General features: G+C 49.4%; 12 protein-coding genes. 4 read left to right on the top strand and 8 right to left on the bottom strand.

The genetic code is table 11. The features are described from left to right. Nucleotides 1-101: 101 nt before the first annotated feature. The gene (locus A8709_RS05320; RefSeq protein WP_065851132.1) at nucleotides 102-1,214 is read right to left on the bottom strand and encodes a sensor histidine kinase; all 1,113 of its coding nucleotides are present in this window, start codon (nucleotides 1,212-1,214) and stop codon (nucleotides 102-104) included. Then, a complete protein-coding gene (locus A8709_RS05315; protein WP_065851131.1) occupies nucleotides 1,211-1,897 on the bottom strand; it encodes a response regulator transcription factor in 687 nt (228 codons plus the stop codon). The genes A8709_RS05320 and A8709_RS05315 overlap by 4 nt, the downstream gene beginning before the upstream one ends. 165 nt (nucleotides 1,898-2,062) lie before the next feature. On the opposite strand from A8709_RS05315, the gene A8709_RS05310 reads away from it, so the two are divergent. Then, entirely contained in the window at nucleotides 2,063-4,291 is a 2,229-nt protein-coding gene (locus A8709_RS05310) for an MMPL family transporter (RefSeq protein ID WP_065851130.1), read from the top strand. Between the two features lie 279 nt (nucleotides 4,292-4,570). Here the strand turns inward: A8709_RS05310 and A8709_RS05305 are convergent, their stop codons facing one another. The 5 genes from A8709_RS05305 to A8709_RS05285 form a co-directional block, all read right to left on the bottom strand. Further along, a complete protein-coding gene (locus A8709_RS05305; RefSeq protein WP_065851129.1) occupies nucleotides 4,571-6,037 on the bottom strand; it encodes a methyl-accepting chemotaxis protein in 1,467 nt (488 codons plus the stop codon). 108 nt (nucleotides 6,038-6,145) lie between these two features. Beyond that, the gene (locus A8709_RS05300; RefSeq protein ID WP_065851128.1) at nucleotides 6,146-6,595 is read right to left on the bottom strand and encodes a MarR family winged helix-turn-helix transcriptional regulator; all 450 of its coding nucleotides are present in this window, start codon (nucleotides 6,593-6,595) and stop codon (nucleotides 6,146-6,148) included. Beyond that, entirely contained in the window at nucleotides 6,592-6,990 is a 399-nt protein-coding gene (locus tag A8709_RS05295; RefSeq protein WP_065851127.1) for a VOC family protein, read from the bottom strand. Before A8709_RS05295 ends, A8709_RS05300 begins: the two co-directional genes overlap by 4 nt. 187 nt (nucleotides 6,991-7,177) lie before the next feature. After that, nucleotides 7,178-8,449: a sensor histidine kinase gene (locus A8709_RS05290; RefSeq protein WP_065851126.1), complete on the bottom strand. Its 1,272-nt coding sequence runs from the start codon at nucleotides 8,447-8,449 to the stop codon at nucleotides 7,178-7,180. Then, a complete protein-coding gene (locus tag A8709_RS05285) occupies nucleotides 8,449-9,126 on the bottom strand; it encodes a response regulator transcription factor (RefSeq protein WP_065851125.1) in 678 nt (225 codons plus the stop codon). Before A8709_RS05285 ends, A8709_RS05290 begins: the two co-directional genes overlap by 1 nt. 200 nt (nucleotides 9,127-9,326) lie before the next feature. On the opposite strand from A8709_RS05285, the gene A8709_RS05280 reads away from it, so the two are divergent. From A8709_RS05280 to A8709_RS05270, 3 genes are read left to right on the top strand one after another with little or no spacing between them, the layout of a single operon-like run. Then, complete coding sequence (locus A8709_RS05280; RefSeq protein ID WP_065851124.1) at nucleotides 9,327-10,073, top strand: polyphosphate polymerase domain-containing protein; 747 nt, start codon at nucleotides 9,327-9,329, stop codon at nucleotides 10,071-10,073. After that, the gene (locus tag A8709_RS05275; protein ID WP_065851123.1) at nucleotides 10,070-10,750 is read left to right on the top strand and encodes a DUF4956 domain-containing protein; all 681 of its coding nucleotides are present in this window, start codon (nucleotides 10,070-10,072) and stop codon (nucleotides 10,748-10,750) included. Before A8709_RS05280 ends, A8709_RS05275 begins: the two co-directional genes overlap by 4 nt. A 31-nt stretch (nucleotides 10,751-10,781) precedes the next feature. Continuing rightward, nucleotides 10,782-12,638, top strand: a complete 1,857-nt coding sequence (locus A8709_RS05270) for a carbohydrate-binding domain-containing protein (protein WP_065851122.1) — start codon at nucleotides 10,782-10,784, stop codon at nucleotides 12,636-12,638. A gap of 53 nt (nucleotides 12,639-12,691) precedes the next feature. Here A8709_RS05270 and A8709_RS05265 read toward each other — a convergent pair whose 3' ends face one another. Beyond that, nucleotides 12,692-13,081 carry a carboxymuconolactone decarboxylase family protein gene (locus A8709_RS05265; protein WP_065851121.1) on the bottom strand — a complete coding sequence of 130 codons (390 nt, stop codon included), beginning with the start codon at nucleotides 13,079-13,081 and terminating at the stop codon, nucleotides 12,692-12,694. Between the last annotated feature and the right edge of the window lies 1 nt (nucleotide 13,082).

Genomic DNA, 13,082 nt, shown 5'->3' with positions numbered 1-13,082 from the left:
GTGCCAAAACAACCACAGAACCCCTGAACACTTTTGTTCAGGGGGTTTTTGATGTATTTTCATGTCATGGAATGACTCATAAAAAGAGTGTCCTAGCGCTCTTAAATGTGCACACCGCGCGGCAAATAAACCGTAACCTTCGTTCCCTCGCCAACCTCACTTGCGACCTCGATGAATCCGCCATGGGCTTCAACGAATTGCTTGGTAATCGCAAGCCCCAGTCCCATGCCGCCGCTCCCCCGTGATCGATCATCCTCTACGCGGTAGAACCGGTCAAACAAGAAGGGCAAATGCTTAGCTGATATACCCCTCCCCGTATCAGAAATACGGATAACCAGCTCATCCCGCGTGGTATTCACGTGCTCAGCCAACTGAACGGTGATTTGTCCACCAGAAGGCGTGTAACGGATCGCGTTTCCGATCAAATTATAGAATACCTGGGTCATGCGGTGAGGATCTACTTCAAGCTCACAGTTTGTCGTGGTAGCGTCGAGCCTGAGTTCGATACCAGCTTCCTCGACCTCGGATTGAAATAAATCGACCAACTTGTTCAGCAAGGTGAACAGATCTGTCCGCTTGCGATCCAGCGGCAGCTTGCCGGCTTCGGCCAACGACAATTGATGCAGGTCATTGACCAGTTGGTTCAGGCGGATTACTTCGTCCTGCATAGGCAGCAGCATTTCGGGCTCCACGGCTTTGCCGCTGTGCTGAATGAGCTCAAACTTCCCCTGGAGGATGGTCAGCGGCGTACGCAGTTCATGTGCGACATCGGCAACGAGATGTTTCCTTACTTCCTCGGAGCGGGCTAAGCTTGCCGTCATCCAATTCAACGCTTCTGCGACTTTCCCGTACTCATCCTGAGTTGTAATGGGAATGACGGTGCTCAAATCGCCTTTGCCAATGCGGCTGATGGCCGCTGTTAGTTGATTCAGCGGAGATGTCAGGACGCGCGACAACCAATAACCTATCAGCAGTGCGATGACAGAGAATACGCCGATCACCTTGAATGCGACATGCATCATCGTGGTATACATACCTTGCTCCAGCTCGGCTGCATGCGGCCAGCCCTGATGATCAAGGCTTTCCTGTTCCAAGGCGGCAACGAGATCAGGCAGATGGTTCCGTAGATATCCTTGTGAGCTAGCCAAGTAAGCAACCCCGACAAAAAGAATGAGAATAGCCATAGCACCGAACAATTTGGTCCTAACACTCATAATGAGCCACCGAATTTATAGCCAAATCCATAGGCAGTTAGAATATAGGACGGATTCGCCGGGTCGTCTTCTATTTTTTTGCGCAAATGACTGATATGAGTATCGACGGTACGCTCATAATTTAAGAAATCATCCTCCATAGCCGCTTGTAACAGCTGCAGCCTGCTGTACACAATGCCTGGTTTGGCTGCTAGTGTCAGTAGAAGCTTGAACTCGGTCGGCGTTAGCGAGAGCTCATTGCCATCTTTCCAAACCTGGCAGCTCGATTCGGATATCGTGAGCGTGCCCCGCTGCAGGAATGGGGTTTGTTCCACATGTCCATGTGTCCGGCGCAGTACCGAGCGGATTCTAGCGGACAGTTCCCGCAAGCTAAAAGGCTTTGTTAAATAATCATCCGCACCGACTTCAAGCCCAACGATTTTGTCGATTTCTTCCGTTTTCGCTGTCAGCATGATAATGCCGATTTGACTTAATTTCCGCAGCTCACGACAGACGTCAATGCCGCTCATTTCGGGGAGCATCCAATCCAGAACAACCAAATCTGGCTTATCGCTTTGAGCCATTTGCAGGGCTTGTTTGCCTGTACCGGCAGTAAGGACACGGAATCCTTCCTCTTTCAAAAAGGGGACGAGAATATCTCGAATTTTCGCTTCATCATCTACGACAAGAATGGTATTTTCCACGGTTAACCTCCACTGCTTTCGCTGCTTATACGCCATATTATACACGCCCAAGACGGGAAATCCTCGTTACCACATAAACGATAGACAATCTCCATAAGTTCACCACATTTGCTTGTTAGATTGGTTGGAGTCAGTTTCAACAAGCAAATAGGGAGATGATGGCATATGAATCGCACATATAGTCTTAGTAAGTGGGTAACGGGGCGAAAAAGTAAATGGGTGACATTCCTCGTTTGGCTGGTTGCCGCAGGTATGCTTAGCTTATTTCTACCTGCGGTTAATAAACAAGTTGTGAATAACGCGCCGAATTTAAGCAGTACGAAGCCATCGGTTCAGGCGAATCTTGTTTCCGAAGTGGAGTTTCCGAGTGGCTCGGATATTCCCGCTCTGGTCGTATGGCACCGCGAAACAGGGTTAACCGACGCTGATTTGCAACACGTACTTAAGCTTACGGAGATGCTGTCGGCACAGCCTGTTCCTGGCCAAACCTCGATCATTCCGCTGCATCAGATGCCGTCACAGAAGGTGAGAGAGCAGCTGTCGAAGGACGGAAGCACACTAATTCTACCAATTATGTTCAATAGGCAGACGGATGAAGGTCAGATGAAGGAAAGCGTGCTGGCGGTGCAGGAGATTGCCAAAACTATTTTTGGCGCGGATCCATTTCAAGCAGCTGCCGATTCACAAAGTGAATTGAGCGCTAGAGTAACAGGCCCTGTGGGAATTGGCATCGATGCGGATGCCCTATTCGGTAACGCGGATCTTCCGGTTATGATCGGGACAGTGCTATTGGTGCTTGTGTTGTTGCTGCTTATTTACCGTTCGCCGGTCTTAGCACTCATTCCGTTGCTTGCCGTAGGGATTGCTTACTTGGTGATAACTCCGTTGCTAGGGTGGATGGCAGGAGAAGGTTGGATAACGGTGGAGACGCAGGGAACGTCCATTATGACGGTACTCCTTTTTGGAGCAGGGACGGATTATTGTCTATTCCTCATCTCCAGATTCAGGCAGCTGCTTAAGACGGAGGGAGACAAAACCAAAGCATTACGCAGCGCAATGTTCGATTCTTCGGGGGCAATCGCGATGAGCGGCTTCACTGTCGTACTCTCCTTAATCACGTTATTGGCGGCGGAATATGGCACCTTCCAGCGGTTTGCAGTACCTTTCAGCGTGGCCATTCTTATTATGGGGTTGGCTAGCTTGACGTTAGTTCCGGCGATGCTCGCTATCATCGGGCGAGGCTCCTTTTGGCCGTTTATTCCTAAGACAGGAGAGATGGAGGCCGATCTCGCTAGGCAAAAGGGGAAACCAGCCCCGCTGCAGGAGCAAGCACCGCGCAACCGCATGGGTGCGCTTGTCATCAAGCGGCCATGGCTGATTATCTCTATCGCGGCGATTGTACTCGGCGGAGCCGCGTTATGTGCAACACAAATCAAGTTCACGTATGATATGCTCTCCTCTTTTCCGAAGAATATGGCGTCGCGCGAAGGATTTGCAAAGATTGAGAAACAATTCTCACCGGGGCAGCTTGCGCCCATCAAGGTGATCATCGATACGCAGGGCAAGGATGTGCCGATGGCTCAAAAACTGGCTGCATTACCTTATGTAGCCCAAGTGTCCAGCCCTCAGGCTGGCCAGCATAATGCGCAAATCGTTGCTTACGATATTCAGTTGAAGATGAATCCGTATGCGATGGAAGCGATGCGGCATATCCCTGATCTGCGTCAGGCCGCTGTAGAAGCACTCCAAACAAGTGGTGTGCAAGCGCCGTTGGATCACGTGTGGATTGCAGGTCAGACTGCGCAGCAGTACGACACCAAGATCACCACGGAGCGGGATATGCGCGTTGTTTTTCCCATGATTATTGGGCTCATTATGCTGTTACTATTCGTGTATCTGCGATCCGTGATCGCAACGATTTACCTCATTGGCACGGTGCTTTTGTCCTACTGTGCGGCTCTTGGTTTAGGGTGGCTGGTTATTCATTATTTGTATGGCTCGGCGGCCATGCAAGGCCCGATTCCGATTTACGCTTTCGTATTCTTAGTGGCGCTAGGCGAGGATTACAATATCTTCATGATCTCGAGCATTTGGCGCAAAAGTAAATCACTGCCGCTCAAACAGGCCATCCGAGAAGGCGTGGGTGAGACAAGCTCGGTCATTAGTTCTGCGGGACTGATTCTGGCAGGCACCTTCGCTGTACTCGCATCGATGCCGATCCAAATCCTGGTGCAGGTTGGCGTGATCACTGCGCTCGGGTTATTGCTCGACACATTCGTTGTGCGGCCGTTTGTTGTGCCTGCAATTACGTTATTGCTAGGTCGATGGGTGTTCTGGCCAGGACGCCGTGACGTGTCGGATGAGGGAACGCAAGTGTCGGATGCTAACGTTTAATGGATCGTATCAATTCTAGCCAGATGTTTATAATAATCAGGCTACATCCAAAACTTGCATCTGAAGGAGTGAACACTATGTCTGAAGGTCACAAACAGCAAGGACAATCAAGAAAGAACACAACTACACGCACACAAGATCAAAGCAGCAATAAGGGTGGGAAATAACATCTCAGAATACGTGTTCTATCACGTATGAACATATCCCTAAATAAAAAGAACAAAAAAAAGACGAGCTTCCCAACCTAACTTGGGGCTCGTCTTTTTCTAATTCGGTAACCTACCGCTTCGTCATCTTATTAAGATCGGAAGTTAAGGTATCTAGTTGCAAGAAACTTTCCAGAATGTCGCTGATTCGGCTGTCTTGTGTAGTCATGCTGGCGGACATTTCCTGAATGGATGCCATGTTTTCTTCGGTAATACCGGCAATCGTGACGATCTGATCCGTGATTCTCGTGTATTGATGGTGAAGCTTATCAGCGGATTGCTCAACATGCGTGGATTGATTCTCCAGATTGTTGGCGTCGGAAGCCAAGGAGCGCATCACCTGCACGACTTTCTGAGCCGCCACGCTGCCGTTCGCCACAGATTGCTGACCGTGCAAGACTTGTTCAGCGGCCTGTGTCGTTTTGGAGCGGATGTCGCCGAGAATGCGTTCGATCTGCTCAGTCGATTGCTGCGACGTTTCAGCCAGCTTGCGGATTTCGTTGGAAACGACGGCGAATCCTCTTCCATGCTCACCAGCGCGAGCTGCCTCAATGGCTGCATTCAGCGCCAGCAGGTTCGTCTGCGTTGAAATATGCTTAATCGTTGCTACGATATTACTAATATGGGAGTTCTGGCTGTCCAGCTCATTCATGAGCTGAACGGACGAGTCGATGGTCTCGTGAGCGCTCTGCATTTGTATATCGAGGGATTCGGCCTCTTCACTGCCAACCTTCGTCAACTGAGCAGAGTTAACAGATAAATCTCTCATTTCCGTGGAGCGGGCAGCAAGTGAAGTAACGGATTGTTCGATCTGCCGAATCGACTCGCTGATGTCCGTAATGCTGGACGTCTGTGTTTCCGTACTGGCAGTAATTTCTCCGAAGGCCAGGGTGACCTCTTTGGAAATTGTACCTGTCGCTGTCGCGTTCTGTTTCAGATTCGAGCTGAATTCAGTCAGCAGGACGAGAGAGGAGGAAACGAGATTAACCAAATCGACGGATTTGTTTTTCTCAGAGACGGCTTGCTCCCGTTCGGAAATGATAGCATGTTGCAGTTTCTCACTGAATTTCGTAGATACGAACAGTGGTACAGCGATTAAAGCTAGATACATATACATATTGACCATGTCGTTGTCGCCAAAGATGTCTGTTTTGTAGGGGCTTAGGAAGAAGTAGGCCGTCAGAATGACGCCCAAGAGGCTGGAGAACGCTATAGCGCGTGAGCTGCAATACAAAGTCATAATGGCTAGATTCACATAAACAAGGAGATAGGTTGTGAAAATCGGTCCAGTCAGAATTAATAACCACGTCAATAACGTGATAATGGCAGATATGATGTACATGATGTAAGTAGTAAGCCAGCGTTTGTAAGTAAGGAGGGTGGCCATACCGCAGGTTAAAGTCCCAACTACGAGCAAGACAATGATCGAATCCATGCCCGATGCAGTCAGGAGGTCAACGGCTAAACCAAGCACCAACATTCCCCAAATGATATTCACAAGCAGTTTGTTACGGCGGTGCAGTGTTTCCAAATAATTCATCATTCGTCCACCTTTTCCGTATAAAGTTACGTAAAGATGATATCATAGAACCGCATGCTTTTACATATATTTGTCAATTCTTTATGATGCCTGGAGGCTCCTGTCCGATCAGTTCCCGCTGCGATATTGCTCCGCTGTTCGATTGAATTTGTGCAGCAGTTCGCCGAACATCAAACGCTCTTCTTCCGACCAATCTGTTAATAAATGTTGGTAAAAATCCTGCCGAGCTTGCCGCATCTGGAGAAGCTGATCTAGTCCTAACGGAGTGATCTGCAACAGACTTACTCTTGCATCCTTGGGATCCGTCGTGCGTACGACATAGCCCTTGGACTCCAGTGAGGTAGTTTGCCTGCTGGCAGTAGAAATATCAAGTTGATACGACTCAGCGAGCGTTTTGATCCCTTGCGGCCCATGCTCATGGAGGTGGAAAAGAAGAAGATAAATAGAGCGGTCGAAGTCCTTATAGTTTAAATAAGCAATGCGAGCGGCTTCGGCGCGGCGGATGAAAACCGCGATTTCGTATTCCATCATTTGCAGGCCATCCATACTTGAGCTCATCGGACACCAATCTCCCAATGGTAGCCAAATGGATCCATCAGGCGGCCGATTCGCCAGCCGTGGCTGTCATTCATGGGCGCAATTTCGGTTGCTCCAGCGGCAAGGGCTTGTCCGAACAGGGTGTCCGGATCTTGTACGGTAACAATCAGGCGAAATGAACCCTGTTTGACATAAGCCGTGCTGAAATCAGGATCTTCCTGCAGCCAGAAATCGGCTCCGAGAATCGATAAGTTCGTGATAATCAAATTTCCGTTATCATCTTCAAGCCGTTCCAACTCGCTTGCTCCGAAGGCGATCTTGTAAAAATCAGCAGCAGCTGCGACGTTGTTCACGGAAAGCCAAGGTGCGATGGAAGCTGAGGGTGGCACTGTGGATCGCTGCGTATTTATACTCATCGTAGAAAGACTCCTCCTTCTATAAGCCAGAAATGGGCTATTCGTTATGCTTAATTCTAGACGCCTCGAGGGAGAAAAACAACATCATCTCAGCAAGCGTTGAGCGATGATCTACGCATAGAAGAAAGGGATGTCCTCAAAGTCAATTTGACTTTGAAGCATCCCTTTTTCTCATGCCTAACACACGCTACGGCAACTGCACCATAAACGAAGTCGTCTCTCCGGGCACACTTTTCGCAGAAATCTTCCCCTTATGCTGCTCGACAATCGATTTCGCGATTGCGAGTCCCAGACCGTAACCGCCATTCTTCCTCGAGCGAGACGCGTCAGCACGGTAGAAGCGGTCGAAGATCCGCTCCAAATGCTCCGGCGCAATACCCGCCCCGGTATTCGTCACCGTAAGCAGACGATCATGATGGTGCTTCTTAAAAGTGAGCGAGATCGCCCCTTTCGGGTTCGTATATTTGATGGCGTTATCTAATAGAATCATGACGACCTGCTTCATTTGCTCACTATTGCCGTGCAGGGTTAAGCCCGGTTCAATCTCATACGTGAGTGAAATGTCCTTCTCGAACACAACGGCTTCCATCGTGAGAAGGACGCTTTCAACAGACTCGCTCACATTGAACGGGGTATAAATCATGCTAGCCCTGGCATCATCCATTTCGGTGAGATAGAGGAGGTCGTTCGTGAGCGTCTTCATACGCTCGGTTTCGGATTTGATGCGATGCAGCCATTTGGACTGACTCTCTATGGTATCTTCACTGTTCGATAAAAGCACATCGGCATTGGTGTTGATCACGGCCAGAGGCGTTTTCAACTCGTGAGAAGCATCAGCAATGAATTGCTTTTGTCGATGGAACGCCTCTTTGACAGGAGCAATAGATCGGTTAGCGAAGTATCGGCTCGTAAAGAAAATAAGGATGAGCATAAAGAATCCAACCAGAATGAACGTATACACGAGATTCGTGATAATGGTCTGCTGGGCCGTGACGTCGAGGTATATAACGGAATAGCCTGTGCCATTCTTTTGTACCATATAAGCCCAACGGGTGCCCTCAAGTGTAAACTGGCCGTTATCCTTTGCCCCGTAGGAGGCTTTCTGCAGGGCTAGGTCATAGAAGTCGGCGTCCATATCAAAACGGGAGTTCGTAGCCGTCAGTTTCCATTGTGCATCCGCTTGCAGCAAGAAAGAAACGGAACGCTCTGCCGGTGGGCTCATATCGCCTTTACCATTCTGTTGCGGATGATTGCCACCGCCGGGTCCAGCCTGTGGATTGCCCATTTTGCCGCCGTCAGGCTTGAAGTAGAACTCGGACACGCGATGGATCTCCATATCGATGCCGTTATGCACATTTTGATAAGTGATGAAGTAGATAGAAGCAAAGGATACGAGCATCATGCAAGTGATGATAACGAGATTCACGATCAGAAACCGATTGCGAAGCTTCCGGAACATTACGAAGTCACCTCCAGGACATAACCGATACCTCTAAGCGTGTTAATTCGGACCGATGCTTGTAGGAATGTGAGCTTTTTTCGTAAAAATGAGATATAAACCTCTACGTTGTTATGCTCCACCTCCGAATCGAAGCCCCAGAGCTTCTCGATGATCTGTTCCTTCGAAGTGACTGCATTTTTCCTGGTCATGAGCAGCTCGAGTAATTCACTTTCTTTTAAAATCAACTTCAATTCCTTGCCCTTGCACGTCAGCTTTAGATTACCTGTATGCAATTCGATGTCTCCGTACCGTAGTCCATCCTCTGGCATGACGTCCCCTTTGCGTCTTAACGCCGCGCGAATGCGAGCCAACAGCTCTTCCGTCGAGAACGGTTTGGCCACATAGTCGTCGGCGCCGTAATCCAGTCCCGTAATTTTATCTGAAATCTCCCCCTTAGCCGTTAGTAAAATGACCGGTGTAGAGACCCCTTGGCTGCGCAGTGTCTTCAGGATCGTGATTCCATCCATCTCTGGCAACATAATGTCGAGCAACAGTAAATCATATATACCGCTTAGCGCGTTATCCAGCCCAGACTGGCCATCATGGACAGCGTCGACGGAGTAGTTGTGTTTTTTGAGAATTTGAGTTAAAGCTTCGGCTAAATGAACCTCATCTTCTACGATTAATATTCGCATGCCGTTTCCCCCTTTGGTGATCAGAATCGCGTTTTCGATTGGATGGCTTCATTATAGGCACGGAACCTTTAATCAACCTTAATAGTAGCACTTACCTGCACATTTACGAAAACAACATAATTTAAGTTTCACTAAAGGTTCGAAGGCTAAGATACAGTCATGGCAACGGCAGCAACGCAAACGAAAAGGAGGCAGACCTGATGGCGATTGAAGTGTTTAACCGATATGAAAGCAAGTATCTGATGGATACCAAAGCTTTTTACACCTTATACAATCAACTACTGACCTATATGGAGCTAGACGCCTATAACAAAAATGATAAATTCTATAGCATCAGCAACATTTACTTTGATACCGAGCATGATTCTTTAATCCGAAATAGTCTAGCTAAACCGAAATATCGAGAAAAACTGCGGATTAGAGCCTACGGTGTACCCGAAGAGGACGCTAAGGTGTATCTGGAGCTGAAGAAGAAGGTATTTGGCCTTGTGAACAAGCGGAGAACAGCGCTGAAACTGAAGGAGTCGTATGATTTCGTACGAACAGGCGTGGAGCCAGAATACCAAGACTATATGAACAAGCAAGTCATCCAAGAAATTAAGTATTTCCTCGGACGGTATGACTTGGTGCCGAAAGTGTATCTGGCGTACGACCGGATTGCAATGTTCTATAAGGAAAACCGGGATTTGCGGATTACGTTCGATACGAACATTCGGTCCAGACGCGTTGATCTTAAGCTGGAGAGCGGGGACCACGGGGAGCAGTTACTCAGCCGCGGACAATGGTTGATGGAAGTGAAGGCGGAGAAAACGATCCCGCTCTGGCTGTCCCGCATGCTCTCGGAGCATCAGATGTACCGTACAAGCTTCTCGAAGTATGGCAATGAATACAAGAAAATGCGAATGAATGCGACGCAGCAAATCGCGGGGGAGAGGATCCAATTATGATCGATTCTATTTTTGCCCAGGTCACAGCCGGCACGGAATTAACGCTTGCGAATGCCCTGTTAACTATCATTATTGCCATCGTGCTTGGCGCGATGATCAGTTTCACTTACATGAAGACACAAACAGCGTACACGCAAAGCTTCACTTTAACCATGATCGTGCTGCCCGTGATTGTGGCGATTATCATCCTATTGATTGGCAGCAATATCGCCAGAGCATTCAGTCTTGCCGGTGCCTTCTCGATCATTCGGTTCCGAAGTGCGCCAGGAGATCCGAAGGACATCTCGTTCGTCTTGTTCACGATGGCGGCCGGTCTTGCCTGCGGCGTTGGGTCGTTTGGCTATGCGGTACTGTTTACGCTAATCCTTTGTATCTTGATGTTTGTCCTGAAAGTGACGAATTTCGGCGCCAAAAAAGCGACACAAAAGCTGCTGAAAGTAACGATTCCTGAGAATTTAGGGTACGAGGAAGCCTTCGATGAGGTTTTCAAGATGTTTGACATTCCGTATGAGTTGAAAAAAGTTCGCACAACCGAGCTGGGCAGTCTGTATGAGCTTGTCTATATCGTGACCATCGACCATCTGACGAGTCAAAAGGAATTCTTAGACGCTGTTAGATGCCGAAACGGTAACTTAGATATTACGTTAACGATGAATCCAACGACGACTGAATATTAAAATCCGCAAATCAGAGAGGAAGTTATCAATCATGAGAAAACCACTGAACGTTAAAGGTGTAGGTGCCCTACTAGTATGTGCGGTTGTATTGTCCGCATGCAATAACGATGCTAAGACAACTTCCAGTGAGCAGGCTGCCGCGACAGCGACGGCTTCCACGACGTCAAAGACGTCAACCGCGACAACGGCTTCGACGAAAGTGACGACGGATGTCATCCAAAAGGTTGAATATGCCGCGGATGATGCGTACACCGACTGGGCTTCGGCGAATCCAACGACGATTACGTTGAATGGTGCCGGGGCAACGATTGCGGGCAAAGGAGCCGAGGCGAAGGATGGGAAGATTACCATCACGGCAGCGGGAACTTATGCCATCAGCGGTAAATTGAACGATGGTCAAATTGTGGTGAACGTGGCCGATAAAGGCGTGGTTCGCTTAGTTCTGAACGGCGCAGAGATTCACAACAGCACAACATCGGCGATTTATGTGGAAGAGGCGGGCAAGACGATCATCAGCTTGCCAGAGGGGGCTGAGAACTTGATTTCGGACGGAACCAAGTATGTGTATCCGGACGCTTCCACAGACGAACCGAACGCAGCGATCTTCAGCAAGGATGATCTCACGATCAATGGCAGCGGGAAACTTACTGTTCAAGGCAATTACAACAACGGGATCACGAGCAAGGATAAGCTGAAAATCACAGGAGGTACACTGGAAGTGACTGCCGCTGACGATGGCATTATGGGGCGTGATTTGGTCGCTGTCCAAGCAGGCAATATTACTGTGAAAGCGGAAGGGCACGGCATCAAAACGACGAATGACAAAGAGGGCTCCGAAGGCTACATCAGCCTTGCCGGCGGTTCATTCAACATCACGTCAGGCGAAGATGCGCTGCACAGCAGCGGCGGACTGGATGTAAGCGGTGGGGATGTTCACATCAATGCTGGCGACGATGGCATTCACGCGGATGTTTCAATCGCGATTGCAGGAGGAACAATTGACATTGCGCAAAGCAATGAAGGGATTGAAGCTCCCAACATCGTGATCGCAGGCGGTACAACCAGCGTGGTATCTAGTGATGATGGCGTGAATGTCTCGGACGGATCAGGCAAAGCCGAGAATGAAGCGGGCGGCGGAGGTCCAGGCGGTGGCGGTGGCTTTCCAAGCGGCGATGCAGGTGCTGGTACAGCCGGGCAAGGTGGCACGGCCGGTGCTGCTGGGCAGCGAGGAGCAGGTGGCCCCGGTGGCTTTGGTGGCGGAGCGCCTGGGGCATCCAGCGCTAATTCCAACCTCAAGCTGACGATTACCGGAGGATTCTTATCCGTCGACGCGAAGGGCGACGGATTGGACTCGAACGGCTCTATCGTGATGAGCGGCGGCACCGTCGTGGTTAGTGGCCCGACGGAGAACAACAACGGAGCCTTGGACTACGACGGCACGTTCGAGATGACAGGCGGCACCCTGGTTGCCGCGGGCAGCTCTGGCATGGTGCAGGCCACGTCTGATTCATCGACACAGGCTGGCGTGTTGATGACGTATACCAAGACGCAGCAAGCTGGCGCGATCGTGCATCTGGCAGATAGCGAAGGTAACGAAATCATTACCTTTGCGCCTTCGAAGAATTACCAATCGGTGTTCATCAGCTCACCGAAGTTGAAGCAGGATGCTTCGTACACGCTAAGTGCTGGAGGCACTTCGACAGCCACGAGCGTCAAGGGCCTCTATGACGGCGGCACTTACCAAGGCGGTACGAAGGTCGTTGATTTCAAAACCGCAACCATGATCACCTGGTTGTCTGAAACAGGCGTAACCGAAGCCAGAAGCGGCATGATGGGCGGCCCTGGCGGAGGCGGCGGTGGCGGAATGCGGCCAGCAAGGAAGCAATAGCAGCGAGCAGATGGAGAAGGCACCCCGTGGGGTGCCTTTTTTGCAAATAGATATTAAATTTCTGTAATTCCTCGTTGTTCAAATACAGCCATGACCTGAGCCATTGCGCTGCATGCTTTTGGAAAGCCTACGTAAGCTGCACAATGAATGACAAGTTCAACGATTTCTTTTGGACTCATGCCTACATTCAGTGCAGCATTAAGATGAAATCCAAGTTGATCAAAAGCACCCTGTGAGATCAATGACGTAAGTGTAATCGTCTCTCTTTGTTTATAATCTAAGGCTTCTCTCGAGTAAATCTCTCCAAATCCAAAAGAGACTAGGAAGTCTGCAAAATCAGGATAAAATTTCTGGAAGACGTCAATCGCTTGCAAGCCAGGCGCGCCAACCATTTCATTGAGAACATCAATTCCCTTGTTATATTTCTCTGGATTTCTACTCATG

This window comes from Paenibacillus pectinilyticus, assembly GCF_001700435.1.
GTDB lineage: Bacteria > Bacillota > Bacilli > Paenibacillales > NBRC-103111 > Paenibacillus_E > Paenibacillus_E pectinilyticus.
The sequence above is the reverse complement of the archived record's forward strand: the minus strand, read 5'-3'. Positions and strand labels throughout refer to the sequence as shown.

Coding starts and splice junctions, on each gene's coding strand:
- A8709_RS05280 (WP_065851124.1), top strand. CDS start 9,327: ATGGCGATTGAAGTGTTTAACCGATATGAAAGCAAGTATCTGATGGAT.
- A8709_RS05320 (WP_065851132.1), bottom strand. CDS start 1,214: ATGAGTGTTAGGACCAAATTGTTCGGTGCTATGGCTATTCTCATTCTT.
- A8709_RS05295 (WP_065851127.1), bottom strand. CDS start 6,990: ATGAGTATAAATACGCAGCGATCCACAGTGCCACCCTCAGCTTCCATC.
- A8709_RS05265 (WP_065851121.1), bottom strand. CDS start 13,081: ATGAGTAGAAATCCAGAGAAATATAACAAGGGAATTGATGTTCTCAAT.
- A8709_RS05270 (WP_065851122.1), top strand. CDS start 10,782: ATGAGAAAACCACTGAACGTTAAAGGTGTAGGTGCCCTACTAGTATGT.
- A8709_RS05290 (WP_065851126.1), bottom strand. CDS start 8,449: ATGTTCCGGAAGCTTCGCAATCGGTTTCTGATCGTGAATCTCGTTATC.
- A8709_RS05310 (WP_065851130.1), top strand. CDS start 2,063: ATGAATCGCACATATAGTCTTAGTAAGTGGGTAACGGGGCGAAAAAGT.
- A8709_RS05305 (WP_065851129.1), bottom strand. CDS start 6,037: ATGAATTATTTGGAAACACTGCACCGCCGTAACAAACTGCTTGTGAAT.
- A8709_RS05275 (WP_065851123.1), top strand. CDS start 10,070: ATGATCGATTCTATTTTTGCCCAGGTCACAGCCGGCACGGAATTAACG.
- A8709_RS05285 (WP_065851125.1), bottom strand. CDS start 9,126: ATGCGAATATTAATCGTAGAAGATGAGGTTCATTTAGCCGAAGCTTTA.
- A8709_RS05300 (WP_065851128.1), bottom strand. CDS start 6,595: ATGAGCTCAAGTATGGATGGCCTGCAAATGATGGAATACGAAATCGCG.